Origin of the sequence: Palleronia pelagia, assembly GCF_900110115.1 — a bacterium.
Classification (GTDB): domain Bacteria; phylum Pseudomonadota; class Alphaproteobacteria; order Rhodobacterales; family Rhodobacteraceae; genus Palleronia; species Palleronia pelagia.
Window position 1 is genome coordinate 444,359 of record NZ_FOCM01000002.1, and the last position, 24,194, is coordinate 468,552.

At 67.5% G+C, this 24,194-nt stretch carries 28 protein-coding genes; 14 read left to right on the top strand and 14 right to left on the bottom strand.

What is annotated here, in order from left to right; translation table 11 throughout:
- Window positions 1-40: 40 nt before the first annotated feature.
- From fdh3B to BMX96_RS06390, 6 genes are read right to left on the bottom strand one after another with little or no spacing between them, the layout of a single operon-like run.
- Complete coding sequence (gene fdh3B, locus BMX96_RS06365) at window positions 41-634, bottom strand: formate dehydrogenase FDH3 subunit beta (protein WP_073128519.1); 594 nt, start codon at window positions 632-634, stop codon at window positions 41-43.
- A gap of 14 nt (window positions 635-648) precedes the next feature.
- Window positions 649-3,609 carry a formate dehydrogenase subunit alpha gene (locus BMX96_RS06370; RefSeq protein ID WP_091844739.1) on the bottom strand — a complete coding sequence of 987 codons (2,961 nt, stop codon included), beginning with the start codon at window positions 3,607-3,609 and terminating at the stop codon, window positions 649-651.
- A gap of 35 nt (window positions 3,610-3,644) precedes the next feature.
- On the bottom strand, window positions 3,645-3,836 hold the full coding sequence (locus BMX96_RS06375) for a twin-arginine translocation signal domain-containing protein (RefSeq protein ID WP_073128517.1): 192 nt from the start codon (window positions 3,834-3,836) through the stop codon (window positions 3,645-3,647).
- Window positions 3,837-3,853: 17 nt separating this feature from the next.
- A complete protein-coding gene (locus tag BMX96_RS06380; RefSeq protein ID WP_073128516.1) occupies window positions 3,854-4,477 on the bottom strand; it encodes a TorD/DmsD family molecular chaperone in 624 nt (207 codons plus the stop codon).
- Entirely contained in the window at window positions 4,474-5,088 is a 615-nt protein-coding gene (locus BMX96_RS06385; RefSeq protein WP_091844740.1) for a DUF3306 domain-containing protein, read from the bottom strand. Before BMX96_RS06385 ends, BMX96_RS06380 begins: the two co-directional genes overlap by 4 nt.
- On the bottom strand, window positions 5,085-5,636 hold the full coding sequence (locus BMX96_RS06390; protein ID WP_269085877.1) for a DUF3305 domain-containing protein: 552 nt from the start codon (window positions 5,634-5,636) through the stop codon (window positions 5,085-5,087). Before BMX96_RS06390 ends, BMX96_RS06385 begins: the two co-directional genes overlap by 4 nt.
- 190 nt (window positions 5,637-5,826) lie before the next feature.
- Here BMX96_RS06390 and BMX96_RS06395 point away from each other — a divergent pair, with 190 nt between their 5' ends.
- Window positions 5,827-7,773, top strand: a complete 1,947-nt coding sequence (locus BMX96_RS06395; protein WP_091844742.1) for a 4Fe-4S binding protein — start codon at window positions 5,827-5,829, stop codon at window positions 7,771-7,773.
- 67 nt (window positions 7,774-7,840) lie between these two features.
- Here BMX96_RS06395 and BMX96_RS06400 read toward each other — a convergent pair whose 3' ends face one another.
- Window positions 7,841-8,554 carry a hypothetical protein gene (locus BMX96_RS06400; RefSeq protein ID WP_091844743.1) on the bottom strand — a complete coding sequence of 238 codons (714 nt, stop codon included), beginning with the start codon at window positions 8,552-8,554 and terminating at the stop codon, window positions 7,841-7,843.
- A 93-nt stretch (window positions 8,555-8,647) separates the two neighbouring features.
- Here BMX96_RS06400 and BMX96_RS06405 point away from each other — a divergent pair, with 93 nt between their 5' ends.
- From BMX96_RS06405 to BMX96_RS06425, 5 genes are all read left to right on the top strand, one after another.
- Window positions 8,648-8,839: a DUF6494 family protein gene (locus BMX96_RS06405; protein ID WP_073128511.1), complete on the top strand. Its 192-nt coding sequence runs from the start codon at window positions 8,648-8,650 to the stop codon at window positions 8,837-8,839.
- The gene (gene apbC / locus BMX96_RS06410; protein WP_091844744.1) at window positions 8,836-9,903 is read left to right on the top strand and encodes an iron-sulfur cluster carrier protein ApbC; all 1,068 of its coding nucleotides are present in this window, start codon (window positions 8,836-8,838) and stop codon (window positions 9,901-9,903) included. The genes BMX96_RS06405 and apbC overlap by 4 nt, the downstream gene beginning before the upstream one ends.
- A complete protein-coding gene (locus BMX96_RS06415; RefSeq protein WP_091844745.1) occupies window positions 9,900-10,574 on the top strand; it encodes a biotin/lipoate--protein ligase family protein in 675 nt (224 codons plus the stop codon). Before apbC ends, BMX96_RS06415 begins: the two co-directional genes overlap by 4 nt.
- Window positions 10,575-10,647: 73 nt before the next feature.
- Window positions 10,648-11,148, top strand: a complete 501-nt coding sequence (locus tag BMX96_RS06420) for a DUF6505 family protein (protein ID WP_073128508.1) — start codon at window positions 10,648-10,650, stop codon at window positions 11,146-11,148.
- A gap of 224 nt (window positions 11,149-11,372) precedes the next feature.
- Window positions 11,373-12,461: a PAS domain-containing protein gene (locus tag BMX96_RS06425; RefSeq protein ID WP_091844746.1), complete on the top strand. Its 1,089-nt coding sequence runs from the start codon at window positions 11,373-11,375 to the stop codon at window positions 12,459-12,461.
- Between the two features lie 169 nt (window positions 12,462-12,630).
- Here the strand turns inward: BMX96_RS06425 and BMX96_RS06430 are convergent, their stop codons facing one another.
- The 5 genes from BMX96_RS06430 to folK all read right to left on the bottom strand — a co-directional run bounded on the left by BMX96_RS06430 (window position 12,631) and on the right by folK (window position 17,331).
- Window positions 12,631-13,377 (bottom strand): pyridoxine 5'-phosphate synthase, encoded by a 747-nt coding sequence (locus tag BMX96_RS06430; RefSeq protein WP_091844747.1) that lies wholly within the window; start codon window positions 13,375-13,377, stop codon window positions 12,631-12,633.
- The gene (locus tag BMX96_RS06435; RefSeq protein WP_073128629.1) at window positions 13,370-14,002 is read right to left on the bottom strand and encodes a DUF2062 domain-containing protein; all 633 of its coding nucleotides are present in this window, start codon (window positions 14,000-14,002) and stop codon (window positions 13,370-13,372) included. Before BMX96_RS06435 ends, BMX96_RS06430 begins: the two co-directional genes overlap by 8 nt.
- A gap of 48 nt (window positions 14,003-14,050) precedes the next feature.
- A complete protein-coding gene (locus BMX96_RS06440; RefSeq protein ID WP_091844748.1) occupies window positions 14,051-16,171 on the bottom strand; it encodes a RelA/SpoT family protein in 2,121 nt (706 codons plus the stop codon).
- A 24-nt stretch (window positions 16,172-16,195) separates the two neighbouring features.
- Window positions 16,196-16,552, bottom strand: a complete 357-nt coding sequence (gene rpoZ / locus BMX96_RS06445; protein ID WP_073128503.1) for a DNA-directed RNA polymerase subunit omega — start codon at window positions 16,550-16,552, stop codon at window positions 16,196-16,198.
- A 95-nt stretch (window positions 16,553-16,647) separates the two neighbouring features.
- Window positions 16,648-17,331 (bottom strand): 2-amino-4-hydroxy-6-hydroxymethyldihydropteridine diphosphokinase, encoded by a 684-nt coding sequence (gene folK / locus BMX96_RS06450; RefSeq protein WP_330220632.1) that lies wholly within the window; start codon window positions 17,329-17,331, stop codon window positions 16,648-16,650.
- Window positions 17,332-17,351: 20 nt separating this feature from the next.
- On the opposite strand from folK, the gene BMX96_RS06455 reads away from it, so the two are divergent.
- The 8 genes from BMX96_RS06455 (at window position 17,352) to BMX96_RS06490 (ending at window position 22,780) form a co-directional block, all read left to right on the top strand.
- Entirely contained in the window at window positions 17,352-17,906 is a 555-nt protein-coding gene (locus BMX96_RS06455; protein ID WP_091844750.1) for a LabA-like NYN domain-containing protein, read from the top strand.
- 277 nt (window positions 17,907-18,183) lie between these two features.
- Window positions 18,184-18,879, top strand: coding sequence for a helix-turn-helix transcriptional regulator (locus BMX96_RS06460; protein WP_139210001.1), 696 nt, complete (start codon window positions 18,184-18,186; stop codon window positions 18,877-18,879).
- 80 nt (window positions 18,880-18,959) lie between these two features.
- The gene (gene ispH / locus BMX96_RS06465) at window positions 18,960-19,910 is read left to right on the top strand and encodes a 4-hydroxy-3-methylbut-2-enyl diphosphate reductase (RefSeq protein WP_091844752.1); all 951 of its coding nucleotides are present in this window, start codon (window positions 18,960-18,962) and stop codon (window positions 19,908-19,910) included.
- A gap of 72 nt (window positions 19,911-19,982) precedes the next feature.
- The gene (locus BMX96_RS06470; RefSeq protein WP_091844753.1) at window positions 19,983-20,594 is read left to right on the top strand and encodes a LysE family translocator; all 612 of its coding nucleotides are present in this window, start codon (window positions 19,983-19,985) and stop codon (window positions 20,592-20,594) included.
- Entirely contained in the window at window positions 20,591-21,037 is a 447-nt protein-coding gene (locus BMX96_RS06475; RefSeq protein ID WP_091844754.1) for a DUF3429 domain-containing protein, read from the top strand. The genes BMX96_RS06470 and BMX96_RS06475 overlap by 4 nt, the downstream gene beginning before the upstream one ends.
- A complete protein-coding gene (locus BMX96_RS06480; protein WP_091844755.1) occupies window positions 21,034-21,633 on the top strand; it encodes a class I SAM-dependent methyltransferase in 600 nt (199 codons plus the stop codon). The genes BMX96_RS06475 and BMX96_RS06480 overlap by 4 nt, the downstream gene beginning before the upstream one ends.
- A 68-nt stretch (window positions 21,634-21,701) precedes the next feature.
- Entirely contained in the window at window positions 21,702-22,160 is a 459-nt protein-coding gene (gene rnhA, locus BMX96_RS06485; protein ID WP_091844756.1) for a ribonuclease HI, read from the top strand.
- Window positions 22,157-22,780, top strand: coding sequence for a trimeric intracellular cation channel family protein (locus BMX96_RS06490; protein ID WP_091844757.1), 624 nt, complete (start codon window positions 22,157-22,159; stop codon window positions 22,778-22,780). Before rnhA ends, BMX96_RS06490 begins: the two co-directional genes overlap by 4 nt.
- 9 nt (window positions 22,781-22,789) lie before the next feature.
- On the opposite strand, the gene fmt is transcribed toward BMX96_RS06490, so the two are convergent.
- Window positions 22,790-23,689 (bottom strand): methionyl-tRNA formyltransferase, encoded by a 900-nt coding sequence (fmt, locus tag BMX96_RS06495; RefSeq protein WP_091844758.1) that lies wholly within the window; start codon window positions 23,687-23,689, stop codon window positions 22,790-22,792.
- 4 nt (window positions 23,690-23,693) lie between these two features.
- Window positions 23,694-24,170, bottom strand: coding sequence for a peptide deformylase (gene def, locus BMX96_RS06500; RefSeq protein ID WP_407944655.1), 477 nt, complete (start codon window positions 24,168-24,170; stop codon window positions 23,694-23,696).
- Between the last annotated feature and the right edge of the window lie 24 nt (window positions 24,171-24,194).

Consider the following 24,194-nt stretch of genomic DNA (forward strand, 5'->3'; position numbering starts at 1 on the left):
GGGCCGCCCCGATTTCATGGCCGAAAGGCGGGGCTGCGGATCAGCCGCCCTTCTGCTCGTAGGCGGTGCCCCAGCCCCAGGCGCCCGAGCCGAAGCCGCGCGCGACGACGCGCTCGCGGTAGATCGACGACACCACGTCGCCGTCACCGGCCAGCAGGGCCTTGGTGGCGCACATCTCGGCGCAGATGGGCAGCTTGCCCTCGGCGATCCGGTTGCGTCCGTATTTCTGGAACTCGGCGGTGGAGTTGTTTTCCTCCGGTCCGCCGGCGCAGAAGGTGCACTTGTCCATCTTGCCGCGCGATCCGAAGTTGCCGGCCTGCGGGTATTGCGGCGCGCCGAAGGGGCACGCGTAGAAGCAGTAGCCGCAGCCGATGCACAGGTCCTTCGAGTGCAGGACCACGCCTTCCTCGTTCTGGTAGAAGCAGTCCACCGGGCAGACGGCCATGCACGGCGCGTCCGAGCAGTGCATGCAGGCGACCGAGATCGAGCGTTCACCCGGCTGGCCGTCCTGGATGGTCACCACCTTGCGGCGGTTGATGCCCCACGGCACCTCGTGCTCGTTCTTGCACGCGGTGACGCAGGCGTTGCACTCGATGCAGCGCTCGGCATCGACGAGAAACTTGGCTCTTGCCATCGTCTTTTCCTCCCTTAAGCCGCCCAGATCTTGCAGAGAGTGGCTTTCGTCTCCTGCATCTGGGTCACGCTGTCATAGCCATAGGTCTGGGCAGTGTTGGTGGATTCACCCAACACGTACGGGTCGGCCCCCTCGGGGTATTTCGACCGCTGGTCCTCGCCCTGGTACATGCCGCCGAAGTGGAAGGGCATGAAGGCCACGCCCTCGCCCACCCGCTCGGTGATCATCGCCATGACCAGCACCTTGCCGCCTTCGGGGCCTTCGACCCAGACCTGCCCGCCTTCGCGGATACCAAGGTTGTTGGCATCGCGCGGGTTGATCTCGACGAACATGTCCTGCTGCAGCTCGGCCAGCCAGGGGTTCGACCGGGTCTCGTCGCCGCCGCCCTCGTATTCCACCAGGCGTCCCGAGGTCAGGATGATCGGGTAATCCTGGCTGAAGTCGTTCTCCTGGATCGACTTGTACATGGTCGGCACGCGCCAGAACTTCTTGTCCTCGTAGGTCGGGTAGGCTTCGACCAGGTCGCGGCGGTTGGTGTAAAGCGGCTCGCGGTGGATCGGCACGGGGTCCGGGAAGGTCCACACGACGGCGCGGGCCTTGGCGTTGCCGAAGGGCGCGCAGCCATGGGCGATCGCGACGCGCTGGATGCCGCCCGACAGGTCGGTCTTCCAGTTCACCGCACCCGTCCGCTCTTCGTAGTCCGAGGGGACTTCGCCGGTGAACGTGGTCTCGCCCACGACGCCGTCGTTGCGGTCGCGGAAGCCCGCGACATACTCGATCTGCTTCATCTCCTCGTCGGTCAGGTCGCCGTCCCAGCCCAGGTCACGCAGCATCTGCATGGTGAACTCGGGGTAGCCGTCCTGGATCTCCGACCCGACGCTGGCCACGCCCTCGGCCAGCAGGTTGTCGCCGTCCCGCTCGACGCCGAAGCGCGCGCGGAAGGTCAGGCCGCCTTCGGCCACCGGCATCGACATGTCGTAGAGGTTCGCGGTGCCGGGGTGGTTCATCTCGGGGTTGCCCCAGGCCGGCCACGGCATGCCGTAGAAGTCGCCATCGGCCGGGCCGCCCTTCGCGCGCAGCGTGGTGCGGTCGAAGGTGTGCTGGTTCTGCATGTGCATGCGCATCCGCTCGGGCGACTGCCCGGTATAGCCGATGGTCCACATGCCCTTGTTGAACTCGCGGGTGATGTCCTCGATCAGCGGCTCGTCGCCGTTGACCTCGATGTGGCGGAAGATCCGGTCCGAGAAGCCGAACTTGTCGGCGAACTTCTTCATGATGACGTGGTCGGGCAGCGACTCGAACAGCGGGTCGACCACCTTCTCGCGCCATTGCAGCGACCGGTTCGACGCGGTGACCGAACCGTAGGTCTCGAACTGGGTCGAGGCCGGCAGCAGGTACACGCCGTCGGTGCGGTCATGCAGCACGGCCGAAACGGTCGGGTACGGGTCCACCACGACCAGCAGGTCGAGCTTTTCCATGGCCGTCTTCATCTCGGTCATGCGGGTCTGCGAGTTGGGGGCGTGGCCCCACAGCACCATGGCCCGGGTGTTGGCGGGCTGGTCCAGGTTCGCCGGGTCTTCCAGCACGCCGTCGATCCAGCGCGACACCGGGATGCCGTTCAGGTTGCGCATGGGCTGGTCGTTGAAGGTCGCCTCGCTGAAGCGGGCCTTGAGCCAGTCCAGGTCCTCGTCCCAGACGCGGGCCCAGTGGCCCCAGGCGCCGTCCGACAGGCCGTAGTAGCCGGGCAGCGTGTCGGCCAGGACGCCCAGGTCGGTCGCGCCCTGCACGTTGTCGTGGCCGCGGAAGATGTTGGTGCCGCCGCCGGCGACGCCCATGTTCCCCAGCGCGAGCTGCAGGATGCAGTAGGCGCGGGTATTGTTGTTGCCTTTGGTGTGCTGGGTGCCGCCCATGCACCAGATCACGGTGCCCGGACGGTTGTTGGCCAGCGTGCGCGCGACGCGCTTGACCTGGCTTTCCGGCACGCCGGTGACGTTCTCGACCTCGTCGGGGGTCCAGCGCATCACCTCTTCCTTGATCTGGTCCATCCCCCAGACGCGGGTGCGGATGAATTCCCTGTCCTCCCACCCGTTGTCGAAGATGTGGTAGAGGATCCCCCAGACCAGCGCCACGTCCGCGCCCGGGCGGAAGCGCACGTACTCGTCGGCGTGGGCCGCGGTGCGGGTGAAGCGCGGATCGCAGACGATCAGCGGCGCGTTGTTCTGCTCCTTGGCCTTCAGCACGTGCAGCAGCGACACCGGGTGCGCCTCGGCGGGGTTGCCGCCGATGATGAAGATGGCCTTCGAGTTGTGGATGTCGTTGTAGCTGTTCGTCATGGCGCCGTAGCCCCATGTGTTCGCCACGCCCGCCACGGTGGTCGAGTGGCAGATCCGCGCCTGGTGGTCGACGTTGTTGGTGCCCCAGTAGGCGGCGAACTTGCGGAAGAGATACGCCTGTTCGTTGTTATGCTTCGCCGAACCCAGCCAGTAGACCGAGTCGGGGCCGCTTTCCTCGCGGATCGACAGCATCTGGTCGCCGATCTCGTTGATGGCCTCGTCCCAGCTGATGCGCTGCCATTCGCCGCCGACCTTCTTCATCGGGTACTTCAGGCGGCGCTCGCCATGGGCGTGCTCGCGCACGGCCGCGCCCTTGGCGCAGTGGGCGCCCAGGTTGAAGGGGCTGTCCCAGCCGGGCTCCTGGCCCGTCCAGACGCCGTTCTGCGTTTCGGCGATCACGGTGCAGCCGACCGAGCAGTGGGTGCAGACCGATTTCACGGTTTCCACGGCGGTGTTGGCCGCGGTCTGCGCTGTGGCCTGCGTGACGGTCCCGCCGGTCGCGGCGATGGCGGCAAGGCCGCCGATGGCCAGCCCCGAGCCGCGCAGGAAGCCGCGGCGATCGACGCGAGCCTCGGCCGCGGCGGCAACGATGCCCCCCGGACGCGCGCTGCGCGAGACGCTGTTTGTTTTTTTGCGAAGCATTTCAGTCTCCTCCCCAATTTACGGGCGCGGGTCGCTCAGAAGCGGGCGCTGTCCAGATAGGCGCGGGTATGCGCGGTGTCCTGCATCTTGTCCGAGGACAGGTCGACCGGCTGGGCCTCGGCCCGGTCGCCCCCCGCGGCCACGGCGACGGCGGCTGCCGGCGCGGCCGTCCCCGCCAGTTTCAGAAAACCCCTGCGGCTGGTGCCGGTCTTGTTGTCGTCGCTCATCACTCGTCTCCCTTGCTTCATTGCGGGGCGTCCCCCGCGCTCATACGGAACGCTTCGCGTTCGATCTCCATGAACACCCGGCCGACCTGTCCGACCGAGGCGTAAAGCACGGATTTCTTCGCCGCTTCGAGGTCGGAGAAGAAGTGCACGGCCCAGGGGCCGATGTGCTTGTTGAAGAACTGTTTCTGCTCGGCCACGGTCGCGGGGCGTCCGAAACGGCCCATGATCTGCCCGGCCATCATTTCCATGAGCGAGGCGATGTTGTCCTCGGGCTCGAACACGTTGGGCGCGCGGGCGATGCCCCGCGCCGCCATGTCGGCGCGCAGGCTGGCCAGCGGCTTTTCGTTCAGGAAACCGGTCAGGTAGTAGCTGGCATAGGGCAGCAGCTCGCCCCGGCCGAGCCCGATGAACAGCGCGTTGAACTCGGACACCACGGCCTTGGGCTTGGTCACGCGGGCGACCTTCGCAAGGCTCGCGATGGCGCGGCCCAGGTCGGTCTCGGAATCGCCCGACAACCCGGCGGTCTGCGCCAGCAGCATGTCGTTGGGCGGGGCCGCCAGCATGAGGCCGAGATAATTGTAGAGATCGGCGCGCAGCCGGTCTTCGGAAGCAATGTCCTGCATGGTCACCTGGTCGCTCATGCCGCACCCCCGTCAAAACGGAACGCCATGCGGCGCGGGCGAGGGGCGTCGGCGGGCGTGTCGTCCGCCGCGTCGGTTTCGGGCGTCTCTTCCGGCTCGGGCTCGGGCGCGGCCGCGACCACGTCCTCGCCAGCCGGCGCGCCCTCGTCCAGAGACTGTTCGGGCGCGGTTTCCGGCGTCAGGTCGTCATCCTGTTCGTCCGCCGAAGCCTGCCGCGCCAGTTCGTCCAGATGCTTCTGCAGCCCCTTGCCCACGCGGTAGGCGGTCTGCACGCCCGGGGCGTCGGTGGCCGCGTTGGTGAAATCGCCGTCGTAATCGTTCAGCCCGTCGAGACAGGCCAGAACGGGGTTCGACCGCCACAGCGTGCGCAACGCCCGGCGGCGCAGGTAATCCGGCACGGCCTTGGCCATGAAGGCCTTCACGTCGTCGCCCGAGCAGATGCTTTCCGGCGAGGGCAACCCAAGCTCGGCAAGGACCTCCTCCTCGGGGCGTTCGGCCAGCGCGGCCTGCTCCTCGGCGACCTTGGCGTCTTCGCGGGCCCGCGTCTCGGCGCGGTCCTGGTCCGCGACCGCGGCGCGACGGCGCGACCAGAAATCGGACCGCGCGCTCATGACAACACCTTGCGGGGGGCGCGGTAGACATCGCCCGTCTGCTTGATGCGCGGGTCGCCGCGACCATCCTCGACCCGGTCCACACGCGCCCGGTCGCGCTTGCGCTTCACAAACGGCTCTTCGACGTGATGGCGGTCGATGAAATCGGCGATGACGCCGCGCAGCGCGTCGGGCAACGGCACCCGCTCGACGATATCCTCGCCGTTGTCGGTGTAATCCTGCGCCTCGTAGGGGCTGGCGGTGACCAGCACCAGGTCGAGCGGCGGATCACCCGCGCGGTGGCGCATGATGACGTAGATCGACGGCTCCTTCGCGGTGAGGTTGTGGATATAGGCCTCGGTCTCTCCGGCATGCAGCGACAGGGTCAGCGTGCCCGCGTGGAACTCGGTCGCGCCATCCTCCTCGCGCAGGACCTTCCAGGCGCCATGGTCGGAGCCGGGCAGCACGGCGATGGCCTTCCAAGACCACTTGGCCCAGCGAGTCACGCCGGGCAGGCGCCGTATGACGACGCCCAGAGATAGTTCGAGTGATCGCTTGCTTGGCGACACGTAAACTCCTGATCGAAAGACTAAAGCTTTGGCGGGCTGGCTGCACCCGGTTGTATACCATCCATATTCGAACATCCGCGCGATAGAAAGGATACGACTTTGGTCGTAGACCGATCCTCGGGCTTCCGTGATTGAGACTGCCGCTGTTTGGCCCTAGCCTGTCGCGCCTGAGCACCGAAGGGGGGCCGAGATGACCAAGACCGTGATGCTGTGTGACTGCCTGGGATCGCAGAAACTGGATTCCGACGCGCTGTCGCGGGCCAGCGGGCTTCCCTGTTCCAAGGTGCACAGCTTTCTTTGCGGCGACGAGATCGGCGCGGTCGAGGCAGCCATGGGCGCGGGCGACGTGGTGATCGCCTGCGCGCAGGAGCGGCCGACCTTCGAGGCGCTGGCCGAAGCGATGGAGCAGGACGCCCCCGCCTGCATCGACCTGCGCGACCGCGCGGGCTGGAGCGACGATCCGGCCGATCCGACCCCGAAGCAGGCCGCCCTGCTGGCCGAGGCACTGCTGCCCATCCCCGCCCCGCGCGTGATGGACGTGGAAAGCACCGGCACCTGCCTGGTGATCGGCGATGCCGCCACCGCCCTGCCCGCGGCCGAGCGCCTGGCGCGCAGCCTGGCCGTCACCTGCCTTTTGACCGACGGCGCCCCGCCGCCCGAGACGCGCGACTTCGACACCGTTCATGGCCGTATCCGCAACGCGACTGGCGCGCTGGGCGGTTTCGCGGTGACCATCGACGGTCTGGCGCAGGTGATCGCGGGCGGGCGCGGCCCGATGACCATGTCCGAGCCCCGCGACGGCGCGCGGTCGGAATGCGACATCATCGTGGACCTGTCGGGCGCCACGCCCCTGTTTCCCGCGCACCACAAGCGCGAGGGATATTTCCGCGCCGATCCCGGCCGCCCCGAGGCCGTGGCCGACGTGATCTTCGACGCGGCGCAGATGACCGGCACGTTCGAACAGCCCCTGCACGTCCGCCTGTCGCCGGAGCTCTGCGCCCATTCCCGGGCCGAGCAGACCGGCTGCACCCGCTGCCTCGACGCCTGCCCCACCGGCGCGATCACGCCCGCGGGCGATCATGTCAGCATCGACCCGATGATCTGCGCGGGCTGCGGCGCGTGCTCGTCCCTGTGCCCCTCGGGCGCGGTCAGCTTTGACGCCCCGCCTGTCGATTCGGTGTTCCGCCGCCTGTCCACGCTGGCCGAAACCTTTCGCAAGGCGGGCGGCAGCGCCCCGCGCCTGCTGGTCCACGATGACGCGTTCGGGGCCGAGATGATCGGCCTTCTTGCCCGCCACGGCGCGGGCCTGCCCGCCGATGTCATCCCCTTCGCCATACCGTCGCTGAATGCCTTCGGCCACGCCGAGGCGCTGGGCGCGCTGGCTTGCGGGTTCACCGACGTATCGCTGCTGCTGGCGCCGAAGACCGAACGCCCGACCGCCGAGCACGAGGCCGCTCTGGCCCGCGCCATCGGCGGCGACGCGGCGCTGCGCCTGCTGGACGTGGCGGACCCCGATGCCCTGTCCGAAGCCCTGGGCGCGGCACCGCAGGTCGAGCGCAAGCCGGTGCTGCCCATGGGATCGCGCCGCCAGATCACGCGGCTGGCCGCCAAGGCGCTGCACGGCTCCGAGACGCTCTCCCTGCCCGAGGGCGCGCCCTACGGCGCGGTGCTGGTCGACACCGATGCGTGCACCCTGTGCCTGTCCTGCGTGTCGCTGTGCCCGTCGGGCGCGCTGGGCGACAACCCCGACCTGCCGCAGCTTCTGTTCCAGGAGGACGCCTGCCTGCAATGCGGCCTTTGCGCCAATATCTGCCCCGAGGACGCCATAACGCTCGAGCCGCGGCTGAACCTGGCCGATTCGGCCCTGCGGCAGGAGGTCCTGAACGAGGAAGAGCCCTTCGCCTGCATCGAGTGCGGCGCGCTTTTCGGCGTGAAATCGACGGTCGAGAAAATCACCGAGAAGCTGGCCGGCAAGCATTCGATGTTCGCCAACCCGCAGGCCGCGCGCATGATCCAGATGTGCGACACCTGCCGGATCAACGCGCAGTATCACTCGCAGGACAATCCCTTCGCCGCCGGCGAGCGGCCGAAGCCCCGGTCGACCGCGGACTACTACACCGACCGCAAGGATCACTGATCCGGCGGTGGCCGCGAATTCGTGAGGTGCGGCACGGGCTTGCCCGTCGCCCGCGGCGCGCCGCGCATCAGCGCGCCTGGATGGGCGCGCCCAGGTCGGCGGGTGACATCTCGGCCACGAAGGCGGTGATCGCCTCGAGGTCTTCGAGGCTCAGCTCGATCGGGACGATGGGCGGCGGATAGGCCGGGTCGAACGGCGGGGTAACGTCGGTGACCTGCGTGAAGGCCGCGTGGGGCGCGAGCACGAAGAACGACGCGAACCGCCCCTGCCAGCCGGGCAATCCCCGGAGCACGCGGAAGGAGGGGGTCGAGCCCAGCCCCTTCATCCTGTTGACCGGCCCCACCACGTGGCAGCGTCCGCAAAGCTTCAACGACAGGTCCGCGCCCGCCGCCGCGTCGCCGGTGACCTGCGGTGCCGCGGCCACCGTTCTCGCCCGTTCGGGTGCGGCGAAATCGGCGCCCTCGAAGCTGGCGATGGTGCGACGGCCCACATCGGAACGGAACCAGTCCAGCAGCCTGTCGAGATCCTCGCCCTCGCCATCCAGGTGCCAGACCTGTCCACCGCCCCGCAGAACCGGCGTGCCCTCGGGACCGAACCGCCCCTCGGCCGCGGCGCCCTCGGGCACCTGCTCGGTCCGGACGCCGGTCTTCAGCGAAAAGCGCGGCAAAAGGTGGTCCAGCACACCGCTTTGCGCCAGCGCGTCTGGCACCGCGACGCGCAATTCGGCCGCCGCGGGCGCGGCCAGGCAGATCGTCGCGACGATGGCGAGGATGGCACGCATCGGGCCCCCGTTCAGGTTGCGCTTGCAACGCTAGGGGCCGCAGCCTACCTCGGTCAACGATCAATCCGACAGCGCCACGGGAGGGCGGAAGCGATGGACGAAGAGTTCAACATGTCGATGCGGAAATTCCTGAAACAGGTGGGCGTCACCTCGCAGCAGGCCATCGAGCAGGCCATGCGCGACCACGACACCGCCGGCAAGGTCTACAACGCCAAGGTCGTCCTGACCATCGACGGCGTCGATCTCGAACACGTGGTCACCGGCCAGATCAAGGGGCAGGCATGAGCCTGACGCGTGACGCCGTTCTCGCGGCGCTGAAGGATATCAAGGACCCCGCCACCGGGCAGGACATCGTGTCTGCCGGCGTGGTGCGCGCCCTGACCGTCGATGGCGGAACCGTGCGGTTCGTGCTGGAGATCGCCGCCTCCGCGGCCAAGGCCTACGAGCCCGTGCGCGCCGATGCCGAGGCGCGAATCAAGGCCCTGCCGGGGGCCGAGACCGTGTCGGTCGTTCTGACCGCCCATTCCAAGCCCGACACGCCGCCGGACCTGAAGCCGTCCCGCAAGGCGCAGCCCGCGGGTCCCGAGCCGGTGCCGGGTGTCGACCGCCTGGTCGCGATCGCGTCGGGCAAGGGCGGCGTGGGCAAGTCCACGGTGGCCTCGAACCTCGCCTGTGCGCTGGCCGCCGAGGGGCGGCGCGTGGGCCTGCTGGACGCCGATGTCTACGGCCCGTCGCAGCCGCGCATGCTGGGCGTGTCCGGGCGGCCCGCCAGCCCCGACGGCAAGACCATCCTGCCCATGCGCAACTACGGCGTGACCATGATGTCCATCGGCCTGATGACCAACGAAGGCCAGGCCGTGGTCTGGCGCGGTCCGATGCTGATGGGCGCGCTTCAGCAGATGCTGATGCAGGTGCAGTGGGGCGCGCTGGACGTGCTGCTGGTGGACCTGCCGCCGGGCACCGGCGACGTGCAGATGACGCTGGCCCAGAAGGCACGGCTGGACGGGGCGCTTGTCGTGTCGACGCCGCAGGACGTGGCGCTGCTGGATGCGCGCAAGGGCATCGACATGTTCAATCAGCTCAAGACCCCGATCTACGGGCTGATCGAGAACATGAGCACCCATATCTGCAGCAATTGCGGCCACGAAGAGCATATCTTCGGCCATGGCGGCGTCGCCCGCGAGGCCGAGAAGCTGGGCGTGCCGCTGCTGGCGGAAATCCCGCTGCACCTGGACATCCGCACCTCGTCGGACGGCGGCGCACCCATCGTGGTGTCGCAACCCGACAGCCCGCAGGCGCAGGTCTTCCGTGATCTCGCCCGGCGGCTGGTGGCCGACGGCCGCGCATGACGCCCACGCCCAGCCTTCCGCCGCTTTTCACCGCCCTCGCGGCGGAAGGCCCGGTGGTCGACACGGCCATCGGGGCCGCGCGCGCGGGCTGCGACGGTGGAACGGTGGTCTACGGCCCCACCGGCGGGGACCTGTCGGCGGCCATCGTCTTCGCGCCCGAAGAGCCGCTGGCCGGCTGCGCGCTCGCCCTGCCCGTCTGCGGCGTGGGCCTCCAGAACGCGTTGGGCGCCCTGGCGCCGCCCGAGGTCGCCGTCGAGCTTGGCTGGGACGGCACGATCTTCGTCAATGGCGGCCGCTGCGGCGCGTTGAAGCTGATCGGGCCGGCCACCGACGCGGATTTGGTGCCCGACTGGCTGATCGTGACGCTGGACCTGGCCTTCCTGCCCGAGGGCGACGATGCTGGCGCCGCGCCCGATCGCACCGCGCTCTATGCCGAGGGTTGTGGCGAGGTCGAGCGGCTTCCCCTGCTCGAAGCCTGGGTGCGCCACACGCTGGTCTGGCTGAACCGCTGGCAGGATGGCGAGTTGCGGGCGCTGCACCGGGAATGGGAAGGTCTCGTCCGCGACATGGGCGACGGCGCGCTCGGTGTCGACGAACGTTTCTCGAAGCTGGTCAAGACCGACGCGGGCACCTCGGCGGTGCCGCTGACCAGCCTGGTGCGCACGCCCTGACCTTCATCTTTCCGATAAATACCCATATCACTAGCCCGGCCATTTGACCGACGTCACAGCAGGACCCCGCCCCATGCAACTCGCCCGCGCGATCCATTTCGACGACAGCGACCGACAGGTGTTCCACGCCCCCGCCCGCACGGGGGAATGGTGCATCCCCGGCGGGTTCGAGTTCTCGGACTGGTCCGAGGCCGACCTGGCGGGCAAGGCGAAACAGGCGTTCACCAATGGCTGGCTGGGCGTCGAGACCTTCGGCCGCGTGAGCTTCGTGGCGGTGACCAAGGTCGAGCCGTCCGAAATGGACACGCTGGCCGACATGCTGGCGCGCCATTTCGTCAGCCACTACGGCGCCCCCGACATCGACGCCGCGCGGCCCGTTGCACGGCAGCAGATCGACGATATGGCCGAGCTGTGCTCCGGCCATCCGCCCAACACGCTGCTGGCGGTCACGCGCGAGCTGACCGAGGCGGGCGTGCGCGAAAGCTTCCGCGCGATCGAGCCGCCCGAGGCCGACCTCATGCAGTTCGCGGTGCACGGCGAGACGGACGGGCTGGAGCCCCCGGATTTGCGGTAGCGCGACGCTGTCGGTCGCCCGGCTTTTTGCCGCGGCTAGGGGTCAGTTCAGCGGACAATTCCGCTTTCGCGCCACCATTTGCAGACCTCCGCTGAATGTCTTCGCCGAGGCCTGTGGATAAAACTTTATGGACAATTGGGATCGGCAATGTAGCCTGACCGGCAATTGGGTTTGCTAATATTTTTGATGAACCTTTCCGTCTCCAAGCGCGATCGGCCGACCGCATGTCCCAGAAATCACTGCAATCCAACCTTCAGGACAATCCGGCCGCAATGGTCCTATCGGACCCGGGCCAGGAGGACAATCCGCTCGTCTTCGTGAACGAAGCCTTCGAGAAGATCACGCTCTATTCGCGCGATGCCGTTCTCGGGAAGAATTGCCGTTTCCTGCAATGCGACGAGACGGACGAGGCCGCCCGGCTGAAGCTGCGCGAGGCGATCGAGGCCGGGCGGGATGTCACCGCCGACCTAATCAATGAAAAGGCCGACGGGACGCGGTTTCTCAACCGCGTCGTCATCGCCCCCCTTCGCGGCGAGGACGGCAAGATCCACTCCTTCCTCGGCATCCAGAGCGAGATCCCGGGTGAGGAAGACGACCAGAATACCTCCATTGACGATCGCAGCGCCCAGATGCTGCGAGAATTGCAGCACCGCGTGAAGAACCATCTTTCGATGGTGGTCGGCCTGATCCGCCTGCAATCCCGCAAGGCGGTGACACGCGAATCCTTCGAGGCGCTGAGCCACCGCGTCCAGACGCTGGCCCTGCTCTACGAGGAACTGTCGCCGGCGGGGATCGTGGACCGAACGGCGGAGACCCTTCCGGCCGGTGCATATCTCAGCCGCGTGGCCAACACGATCGCAGCGATCGACGGGCGAAACTCGATCCGGGTGAACGTCGAATGCGACGAGATCGAGCTTCCGGTCGAGACGGGCGCGCGCCTCGGGATGCTTCTCAACGAGTTCATCACGAACGCCCTGGAACACGCGTTCACGGGGCGCGACGAGGGTGTGGTGCAGGTCCGCCTGAACAGGATGACGCGAGGCAAGCTGCGCCTGACGGTCGAGGATGACGGCATCGGACTGCCCGACGGGTTCGACTGGCCCCATGGCGCACCCAGCGTCGAGACGCGCAAGGAAGAGGCCACCGATCCTGCCGGCGACGGGCAAACGCTCAACACGCGCGGCGGCAAGCGCAAGTCGGGCCTGGGCGCAAGCATCGTCAAGGCAATGGTCGACCATCTCGACGGCGATCTGACCGTGAGCGCCTCCAAGCACGGCACGATCGTCACGGTGGATTTGATGGCGCCAGCTTGATCGGCACTGCGCGATCCCCTGTAAGTGAGGCCCTACGTTTACGGGTGACCATTGAGACGGGGACAAACCCATCTGCGCAAGCCTGCCCGATCTCTGCGGAAATTTAATCCCGGAGCCCGAACGATTTTGACGCTTTCCCGCTCCTGCGGGACGGCAGCCTTTATCTCTCCTAAGCCGTCCGCGCCGCGTCCATGATGCCGCGCATCTCGCGGATGGCAGGTTCCAGCCCGCGGAAGATCGCCTCGCCGATCAGGAAGTGCCCGATATTCAGCTCGGCCATCTGCGGCAGCGCGGCGACGGGCGGCACGGTTTCGTAGGTCAGCCCGTGGCCCGCATGCACCTCGAGCCCCAGTTCGGCGGCGAAGGCGGCCATGTCGCGGATGCGGATCATCTCGGCGTCACGGTCTTCGATCCGGCCCTCGGCATGGGCGTCGCAATAGGCGCCGGTATGCAGTTCGACCACCTGCGCGCCGATGCGGTGCGCGGCCTCGATCTGGGGGCGGTCGGCCGCGATGAAGATAGACACCCGGCACCCCGCGTCGCGCAGCGGTGCGATGAAATGGGCCAACCGGTTCTCGTCCTTGGCGACCTCGAGCCCGCCCTCGGTCGTCCGCTCCTCGCGCCGTTCGGGCACGATGCAGACGGCGTGGGGGCGATGGCGCAGGGCGATGGCCTGCATCTCGGGCGTGGCGGCCATCTCGAAATTCAGCGGCACGGTCAGCGCGGCCATCAGCCCGTCGATATCGGCGTCCGAGATGTGACGCCGATCCTCGCGCAGGTGGGCGGTGATGCCGTCGGCGCCCGCGGCCTCGGCCATGCGCGCGGCGCGCAGCGGATCGGGCAGCGTGCCGCCGCGCGCGTTGCGCACCGTCGCCACGTGATCGATGTTCACACCCAGTCGCAGCCTGTCAGCCATCGCGTGCCTCTTTCTTCATGCGCTTCGCCGCCGCTTCTTGCGCGATCCGGCGCTGCTTTTCGAACTTTTTCTTCAACCGCTTGATCCGCGCCTTCTGGTAGGCCGAGATCACCGGGCGCGACATCAGGTAGGACGCGACCCCGGCCACCGTGCCGATCAGCACGCCGCCCACCAGGTAGGGCATGAAGACGTTGCTGAAGAAATGCTCGAACCCGGTCCAGACCACCGGGCGACCGGTCAGGACGCCCTTGAGGTTCGACCACAGCTCGACCGAGACGCGGCTGAACGCATCGAAGGTCGCGTTCAGCGGCAGCGCGTGATCCTGGCCCAGCAGCCGCGCGCCCAGTTCGACCGACGCGCCCGCGATCACCGGGAAGGTGACCGGGTTGCCCACGAAGGTCGCCAGCAGAGAGGCGACGACATTGCCGCCCATGATCCAGGCCAGCCCGGCGGCGATGAAAAAATGCAGGCCGAACAGCGGCGTGAAGCTGGTGAACACGCCGGCGGCGATGCCGCGGCTGATCTTGTAGGCCGGGTCCGGCAGGCGGCGCAGCCGGTAGACCATGTAACGCGCCGCCCGCCACCAGCCGCCGCGCGGGTACAGCGCGCGCCCGATGGCGGCCATCGTCGACCTGGGTTGGCGACGTTTGAACACGCGGGGCCCAGCCTTTCGTTACGGTTTGCGGTCGGGGTCTCGCACCCGGGCGATGGTGGCCACGTCCTGGTCGGCTTCAAGTGCCAGGCGCACCGCGTGCATGTGCTCGACCGACCGCAGGTCCACGTCCATCCTGACCCGATAGAAGTCGGGCTTGCGATCGATGAATTCCATGTTCGAGATATTGGCCTTCTGCGCACCGACAAGGGTGCAGATGCGCCCCAGCACGCCCGCATCGTTGGTCATGGTCAGGTCGAACGTCACGGTGTTCACCGACGGGTGGTTGCCCGAGTGCCAGTGCAGGTCGACCCAGCGCTCTGGCTGATCCTCGAAATCGACCAGCGTGGGACAGTCGATGGCGTGGATGATGACGCCCTTGCCGCGGCGGGTGATGCCGACGATGCGCTCGCCCGGGACCGGCTGGCAGCAATTCGCACGCTCGAAGGCCGCGTCGCCGTCCAGCCCGACGATGGCCGATCCGGCGTCGATCTCGTCGCCCGTCTGGGTCGCCAGCTCGGGGTAGAGCACTTCGATCAACCGCCGCGTCGTCAGCTCGGCCGCGCCGAGACGCGCCAGGAGCTCGTCCACGTCCTGCAGGTGCAACGACTTGGCCGCGGTGGCGAGGGCCTTGTTGGTCATGCGTTTCTGCACGCCGTCGAAGGCCACGCGGGCGAGCTCGGTGCCAAGGCGGATGAACTTGACGCGGTCGGCGGCGCGCAACGACCGGCGAATGGCCGATTTCGCCCGTCCGGTCACGGCGATGTCCATCCAGGTCGACTGCGGCCGCTGCCCCTCGGCCGTCAGGATCTCGCAGCTTTGACCGTTGCGCAGGCGCGTCCACAGCGGCACACGCACCCCGTCCACCTTGGCGCCCACGCAGGCATCGCCGATGCGGGTGTGGATCGCGTAGGCGAAATCCAGCGGCGTGGCGCCTTTCGGCAGCTTCACCACCTCGCCCTTGGGCGTGAAGCAGAACACCTGGTCCTGGTACATCTCGAGCCGGACGGCCTCGAGAAACTCGTCGTGGTCATCGGCGCTGTCGAACTGCTCGTTCAGGGACGCCACCCAGCCGGCGGGATCGACGACGAAGGGGTTCAGCACCCGCTCGCCATCGCGATAGGACCAGTGCGCGGCGACGCCCGTTTCCGCCACCTCGTGCATCTGGCGGGTGCGGATCTGGACCTCGACCCGCTTGCCGTCGCGGCCCGACACGGTCGTGTGGATCGAGCGATAGCCGTTCGACTTGGGCTGGCTGATGTAGTCCTTGAACCGGCCCGGAACCGCGCGCCAGCGCTGGTGAATGGCACCCAGGACGCGGTAGCACTCCTCTTCCGTCTCGACGATGACGCGGAAGCCGTAGATATCGCTGAGACGGGAAAAGCCGATCTGCTTTTCCTCCATCTTGCGCCAGATCGAGAACGGCCGCTTGGCGCGGCCATGCACCTCGCCTGCGATGCCCACGCGGTTCAGTTCGATCCGGATGTCGCTGGTGATCTTGTCGATCACGTCGCCGGTTTCCCGTTGCAGCGTGATGAACCGCCGGATGATCGAGTTGCGCGCCTCGGGGTTCAGCACCGAGAAGGCGAGGTCCTCGAGCTCTTCGCGCATCCACTGCATGCCGATGCGGCCCGCCAACGGGGCGTAGATGTCCATGGTCTCGCGCGCCTTGCGATGCTGCCCCTCGGGCTTCATCGACTTGATGGTGCGCATGTTGTGCAGGCGGTCGGCCAGCTTGACCAGGATCACCCGCATGTCCCGGCTCATGGCCATGAACAGCTTGCGGAAGTTCTCGGCCTGCTTGGTTTCGTTCGAGTTCAGCTGCAGCTTGGTCAGCTTGGTCACGCCGTCGACCAGGCCCGCGACCTCGGGCCCGAAGCGGTCCGCCACATCCTCGAACGAGGCGCGCGTGTCTTCGACGGTATCGTGGAGAAGGGCGGTGACGATCGTGTCGTCGTCCAGCCGCTGTTCGGCCAGGATCTCGGCCACGGCCAGCGGGTGGCAGATATAGGGCTCGCCCGAGTGGCGGAACTGCCCTTCGTGCATCGCCGCGCCGAACTCATAGGCGCGGTGGATGCGGTCGCCGTCGCTTTTGGGGTGGTAGGACTTGATACGGGCGATCAGGCCGGAGATGTCTTCCATTCGGCCCGCCGCCCGTCCCGCGTCTTACTGTTGCCCTTGCGCTTCCATCAGCGCGCGCAGGAGCTTTTCCTCGGACATATCATCATCGGCCGGCTTGTCCTGCTCGCCGCCGCCCATGAGAAGCGCCATGGCGTCTTCCTCGGGCTCGTCGACTTCGATCTGGGTCTGGTGCGACTCGATCATGCGCTCTCGCAGGTCATCCGACTGCTGGGTTTCCTCGGCGATCTCGCGCAGGCTGACGACGGGGTTCTTGTCGTTGTCGCGGTCGACCGTCGGCTGCGAGCCGGACGCGATCTCGCGAGCGCGGTGCGCGGCCAGCATCACGAGCTCGAACCGGTTGGGAACTTTATCGACGCAATCTTCGACTGTAACGCGCGCCATGGCGACACCTCATGGAATCTGGTCAGGCCCCGAGACGGGGCGCAAGTAGAGAGGCGGGACCTAGACCATTCATTCGGACTTGACAAGACGCGGTTTCATATTCCGCCCCCATCGAAAGGCAGCACCGCGTCGCGATCCGTGGCGGGCAGAGCGTCGCGCATCTGGGCCACCGTGATCCCCGTGCGCGGGTGCCGCCAGTCGGGTGCGATCTGCGCCCAGGGCACAAGGACGAAGGCGCGATCCTGCAACCTTGGGTGAGGCAGGATCAGCCGGTCAGGCGCCTCGGCCCGCTGCTGTCCGAGGGACAGGGCGCGCCAACGATCCTGGGTGGCGGGGTCGGGCATAACAAGCTTGCCCACCGCGAGCAAATCGAGGTCCACGACCCGCGGCGCCCAACGCGCGGCCCGCGTTCGACCCAGCTCGGCTTCGACTTGGTGAAGAAGGTCCAGCAAACGGTCGGCCGGCCAGTCGGTCCGTAGTGACGCAACGGCATTCACGAAGTCGGGGCCGCTGTTCGGCGGAAAGGCGGGGCTGGATACGAAATCGCTTACTTCAAACGGCGATTCGTGATACTCTCGTAACAATTTTAGAGCGCTTTTCAGCATCCCTGCCGGGGTGAGTCGCCCCACTGCAAGGTTCGAGCCGAGGGCAACAAAGGCAGTCTGTGAATTTATATCCATCCGGGCAGTCGTATATCCATGAGTCGATGTTGCGGATCTGTTGCAAACGCATAGGTTGGCCATCCTGGCCGCACCGCAGCCAAGGGTGATTATGCCCATCGGAGTGCAAAGGACACTTAATGTTTTATCGAGATGAGCGTCTTGCGCTGTTCATAGACGGCTCGAACCTTTACGCCGCCGGCAAAGCGCTCGGCTTCGACATCGATTACAAGCTGCTCCGGCAGGAATTCATGCGTCGGGGCAAGCTGCTCCGGGCGTTCTACTATACCGCCTTGCTGGAAGGTGAGGATTACTCGCCGATCCGTCCGCTGGTCGACTGGCTGAACTACAACGGGTTCAGCATTGTCACGAAGCCGGCCAAGGAGTTCACCGACAGCCAGGGTCGCCGCAAGATCAAGGGCAACATGGACATCGAACTGGCCGTTGACGCGATGGAGCTTGCGCCGCGCGTGGATCACATCGTCCTGTTTTCCGGCGATGGCGATTTTCGTCCCCTGGTCGAAGCGCTGCAGCGTGCTGGCGTGCGAGTCTCGGTCGTATCGACCATTCGCAGCCAACCGCCGATGATTGCTGACGAACTGCGCCGGCAGGCCGACAACTTCATCGAACTGGAGGAGCTGCGCGAGTCCATCGGCCGCCCGCCCCGCGACGAGATCCGCGCCGTCGCCGAGTAGGCTACACGCACATCTGGAATAGACCGACTGTCGGGCGAATGGTCGCTCGGGCAGCCTGCTGTGCCAACACCAGAAAACGCCGGCGGGTCGCGATGACCCTCCGGCGTCGTTATTCTGAAATTGCGTCGCGCGCGGCATGCGGGACAATAATGCTGCCCAGAGCGATCATCGAATGTAACTTCTTTACCTTTTGATCAGATTCGTCAAAATCCCCCCATAATGGGGGATAGGACCGTTGGGACTTGACCGATTCGACACGATCGAGACGGCCGAGAACGTGCGAGACCTGTGGCAGGTCACGCTTGAAACCCTGCAGGCCATTGGGTTTTCCAGGGTCATCTACCTGACAGTCGACCGCGATGGCCGCGCGCCTCAGCTGATGACGAACCTCGAAGCGATCTACGATCTTTCGAATCCGGCGAAGGATCCATTTCTTCAGCACTGCTGCAGTTCGTATCGAATCACGCGAACCGGTGTCGGATTTCTCGACGAGCATCCCTATCTCGGCAATCGCGCGCGCGCATTCATCGCGGATGCCGCATCCCACGGCTTCCAGACCGGGCTGGCACTGCCCATGCGGCTGACCGGATCGGAGCGTTACGGCGGTTTCAACGTCGGCACGGGCCTGACACCCGAGGACTTCCTGCGCGATATCTGGCCCGATCGCGAGAAGGTTCGATTTCTTTGCCTGATCGCACACCGGCGGATGGAGGAGCTTGCGGCCACACCCTGCGGCGCCCAGGAATTCCGCGAACTGTTGATCGCGCCCCACCAGGAGCAGCTGCATCAACTCAGCCCGCGCGAAACGGAGATGGTGTATCTCCTGGCCCGCGGGCTTTCGCGCAAGGAGGTCGCCCGTATGTGCGGGATCAGTCCGAACACCGCGAACGATTACATCAAGAGCGCCTACCGCAAGCTCGGCGTCAGCAATCGGATCGAGGTGGTGCAGATGGTTCAGAACGGTGAAATCTGAGGCCGGTGGCGGCACCGGATCGACTCTGGCAATCCGGCCGGCAGGCTCTTAGGTCTGGGATATCCGAAGGGAATGCCGCCATGTCGAAACCGCCGCTGACACTCTATCTCGCCGCGCCGCGTGGCTTCTGCGCGGGCGTGGACCGCGCCATCAAGATCGTCGAGATGGCACTGCAGAAATGGGGCGCGCCGGTCTACGTGCGCCACGAGATCGTCCATAACCGCTATGTCGTGGATGAACTGCGCGACAAGGGTGCCGTCTTCGTCGAGGAGCTGGACGAGGCGCCCGACGACCGGCCGGTGATCTTCTCGGCCCACGGCGTGCCGAAATCCGTGCCCGAGGCCGCGCAGGCGCGCGAGATGGTCTTCGTGGACGCGACCTGCCCCCTGGTCAGCAAGGTCCATATCGAGGCCGAGCGCCACCACGAGAACGGGCTGCAGATGGTGATGATCGGCCACGCGGGCCACCCTGAGACACTGGGCACCATGGGCCAGCTTCCGCCCGGCGAGGTGTTGCTGGTCGAGACCGAGGACGACGTGGCCGACCTGATGCCGCGCGACCCCGAGAAGCTGGCCTTCATCACGCAGACGACGCTCAGCGTCGATGATACCGCCGGGATCGTCGCCGCCCTGAAGAACCGGTTCCCGTCGATCATCGGCCCGCACAAGGAAGACATCTGCTACGCGACCACGAACCGGCAGGAAGCGGTGAAGGCCATGGCGCCCAAGTGCGACGCGATGCTGGTGGTGGGGGCCCCGAATTCCTCCAACTCCAAGCGCCTGGTCGAGGTCGGCGCGCGGGCCGGTTGCAGCTACAGCCAGCTTGTCCAGCGCGCCGCAGATATCGACTGGCGGGCGCTCGACGGCATCGCCTCCATGGGGATCACCGCCGGGGCCTCGGCGCCCGAGATCCTGATCGAAGAGGTCATCGACGCCTTCCGCGACCGGTACGACGTGACCGTCGAGATGGTCGAAACAGCGGTCGAGCGGGTGGAGTTCAAGGTCCCCCGCGTCCTGCGCGAACCTGCCTGAGCGGATCCGCCGCTTGGCAGGCCCGAGCCGCGTGCTAAGGTCGCCCGGCAGAACCGGAAAAGGCGCGCCTAGATGTCCTGGCAATTCCTTCTTACCGCGACGGTCGTCTGTCTCGCCCCGGGCACCGGCGTGCTCTACACGCTGGCCATCGGTCTGGGGCGCGGCTGGGGTCCGTCGCTCTGGGCCGCGCTGGGTTGCACCTTCGGGATCGTCCCGCACCTCCTGGCTGCGACCCTTGGCCTGGCCGCCCTTCTGCACACCAGCGCGCTGGCTTTCCAGATCGTGAAATTCGCCGGCGTGGCCTACCTGCTTTATCTTGCGTGGCAGGCCCTGCGCGAGGGCGGCAGCCTCGACGTGGCTGCCCGGCGCGATCCGACGCCCGGGCCGCTGGTCGCCCGTCGCGGGGCGCTGATCAACATCCTGAACCCGAAACTGTCGATCTTCTTCCTGGCGCTGCTGCCGCCGTTCCTGTCGGGCAACCCCGCGACGGCCACGGCCGAGATGCTGGGCCTCGGGGCCGTCTTCATGGCGATGACCTTCGTCATCTTCGCGGGCTACGGCGCGGCGGCGGCGCAGGTGCGGCGCGCAGTGCTGGGCAACGACCGGGTGCTGCGCTGGATGTCGCGCGGCATTGCGGCGGTTTTCGCGGGGCTGGCCGGACGGCTGGCGGTCGAGCGGGCATGACCATCCCCAAGGCGCCCTTGCTGCTGGGCCTGGCCGGCCTTCTGCCCTTCTTCTGGGGCCTGGTGACCATGCTGCTGCCCGATCTCGGCACCTGGACCGGACAAAACGTCAGCCCGCGCCTCGCCGGGCCCTACGTGCAGCTGGCCTACGGCACCGTCATCCTGTCGTTCATGTCCGGGGTTCTCTGGGGATTCGCCACCAAGGCGGAAGGCCAGGTCGCGGCGTCGGGCTATGCCCTGTCGACGGTCCCCGCGCTGTGGGCGTTCTTCTTCGTCGGCGGCGGGCCGGTCTCGGCGGCGGTCTACCTCGCGTTGGGCTTCATCGGCATCCTTGGCCTGGACTGGCTGTTCTGGCGACAGGGGCTGGCCCCCCCGTGGTGGATGCACCTGCGGTTCCTGCTGACCGGGCTGGTGGTCGTCTCGCTTTTGCCGATCCTGCTGTGACCGCCGACCCCGAAACGCTGGCCTGTTACGCGCGGCGCGCCCAGGAATACGCGGACACGATCAGCCGCGCCGGCCCGGACGCGGACCTTCTGGCCTTCATGGGCGCCTTGCCCGACACGGGCGCGCCGGTGCTGGATTGGGGCTGCGGCCCCGGCAACTCGGCCGCCATGATGATGGCCCGCGGCATCACGGTCGAGGCCACGGACGCGTCGCCCGAAATGGCCGAGATCGCGACCGGCCTTGGGGTCGAGGTGCTGGTCGAGCCGTTCGAAGAGCTTGCGCCGATCCCGAAATACCGCGGGACCTGGGCCAATTTCTCGCTACTGCACGTCACGCCGGAGCGGATGCCGGAAATGATCGACCTGGCCGCCAGGGCCCTGCTGCGCGGCGGCGTTCTTCACCTGGGCCTGAAACGGGGCAGCGGCACCGCGCGCGACCCCATCGGCCGGTTTTTCAGCTACTGGGAGCCTGCCGAGCTGGACGCGATGACGCGCGCCTCGGGGCTGGAGCCCTTCGCAACGCGGCTGGGCGAGGGCAGCGGGCTGGATGGACGGATCGAACCCTTCGTCATCCACCTGAGCCGCAAGCCGGACTGAGCCCGCTTGCGACGGGCGCCGCTTTGGGGCAAGCCCGGGCCGATCCGAACGCGCCGAGGACCAGCACCATGACCGATCTCTTCGCCTATACCGACGGCGCCTGCTCCGGCAATCCGGGGCCGGGCGGCTGGGGCGCGCTGCTGATCGCGCGCGATGGCGATGCGGTCGTGAAGTCGCGCGACCTGAAGGGGGGCGAAGCCAACACCACCAACAACCGGATGGAGCTTCTGGCCGCAATCAGCGCGCTGGAAAGTCTCAGCCGCCCCAGCCGCATCACCATGGTGACCGACAGCCAGTACGTTAAGAACGGCGTGACCAGCTGGATCCATGGCTGGAAGCGCAACGGCTGGAAGACGTCGGCCAAGAAGCCGGTCAAGAACGACGACCTGTGGAAACGGCTGGACGCCGCGCAGGCGCGCCACGACGTCAAGTGGGAATGGGTGAAGGGCCACGCCGGCCATCCCGAGAACGAACGCGCGGACGAGCTGGCCCGGGCGGGCATGGCCCCGTTCAAACCGAGCGCATGACGGCGCTGGCGATCCTCGACTATTGCGCGGTGTTCGTCTTCGCGCTCAGCGGCGCCTTCGCGGCGAGCCGCGCGCAACTGGACCTCGTGGGCTTCATTTTCCTCGCCAGCCTCACGGCGCTGGGTGGCGGAACCACGCGTGACCTGCTGCTGGACCGGGCGATCTTCTGGATGGTCGACCCGAGCTACCTGGCCGTGGCCGCCAGCGCGGCGGTCGTGGTGTTCTGGACCGCGCACCTTGCCGACAACCGCCTGATCTGGCTGGTGTGGCTGGACGCCTGCGCGCTGGCCGTCGCGGTGCCCGCGGGCGTGGTGGCGGCACAGGCATTCTTCCAGCCCTGGCCCATCGTGATCCTCATGGGGATCCTCACCGGCACCTTCGGCGGCCTGCTGCGCGACGTGGTCGTGAACGACGTGCCGGTCGTGCTGGCCAAGGGCGAGCTCTACGTCACCGCGGCCTTCGCGGGCGGGGGGGCCGCCCTGATCGCATTCGCCGTAAGCGATGACATGCGCGTGGCCGTCGCGGTCTGCGGTGCCGTCACGCTGATCCTGCGCGCGGGATCGCTGTGGTTCGGCTGGCACCTGCCGGTCTACAAGTCGCGCCCGCCCCGCAATTTCTGAGACAGACCGTCAGTCCAGCCGGTCGGGCAGGTCCATGGCGCGCAGCGCCTCGGCGGCGCCCATGGCCCGCCGACCAGCGCGCTGAAGCTCCAGCACCTCGACCGCGCCGTCGCCGCAGGCCACGGAAAAGCCGTCCAGCAGCTGTCCCGGCGTCCCCTGCCCCGGCACCAGCCGCGAGCGCAGAAGCTTCACCCGCTCGCCCGCCACCTCGCACCACGCGCCGGGAAACGGTGAAAGCCCCCGGATGAGTGCGTCGATTTCGGTGGCCGGACGGGTCCACTCCACGCGTGCCTCGGCCTTGTCGATCTTGCTTGCATAGGTGACGCCGTCTTCGGGCTGCGGCTCGGGTGTGAGCTGGTCGAGCCGGCCCAGCGCCTCGACGATCAGCCGTCCCCCCATGGCGCCCAGCCGGTCGTGAAGGTCGCCAGTGGTCTCGGTCTCGCCGATCGGCGTGGCCTCGCGCAGCAAAACCGGCCCGGTGTCCAATCCCGCCTCCATCTGCATGACGCAGATGCCGGTCTCGGCGTCGCGGGCCATGACCGCGCGGTGGATGGGCGCGGCCCCGCGCCAGCGCGGCAGCAGCGAGGCATGGATGTTCAGGCATCCATGGCGCGGCGCGTCCAGAACCGGCTGCGGCAGCAACAGGCCATAGGCCACGACGACCGCGATGTCGCCCTCCAGCGCAGCGAACTCTTCCTGCGCCTCGGCGTCTTTCAGGCTGACGGGGTGGCGAACCGGCAGGCCCAGTTCCAGCGCGCGGGCATGGACGGGACCGGGCCGCAGCTTCTTGCCCCGGCCCGCCGGGCGCGGCGGCTGGGTGTAGACACAGGCGATCTCGTGCCCCGCATCGACCAATGCCTGAAGCGCCGGGACCGAGAAATCGGGCGTCCCCATGAATATCACGCGCATCGGCTCAGTCCCTTCGCTTGGCCGCGCGCTTCAGCAGCATCTGGCGCTTGGTGCGGCTCAGCCGGTCGAAATACATGCGTCCCGCCAGGTGATCGACCTGGTGCTGCACCGACGTGGCCCAGAGATGGATGAAATCACGCTCTTCTACCACGCCATCGGCGTTCAGAAACCGCACCGTGACCGCGCGGGGCCGTGTGATCCGGGCCGAGACGCCGGGCAGGTTCGGCGATGCCTCCTCGAAATCGCGCGGCTCGACGCTGGCGTGCAGGATCTCTGGGTTGGCCATGCGCACCGCCTGCCCGCGATCCTCGGACGCATCCACCACGGCCAGCGCCAGCGGCACGCCGATCTGCGGCGCGGCAAGACCCACGCCCGGCATGGCTTCCATCGTGTCGATCATGTCGTCCCAGATCGCGCGGATCTCGTCCGTGATCGCCTCGACGGGTCGCGCGGGCTGGCTCAGCCGCCGGTCGGGCCACATGACGAAAGGCCGCGTCGGCACGGG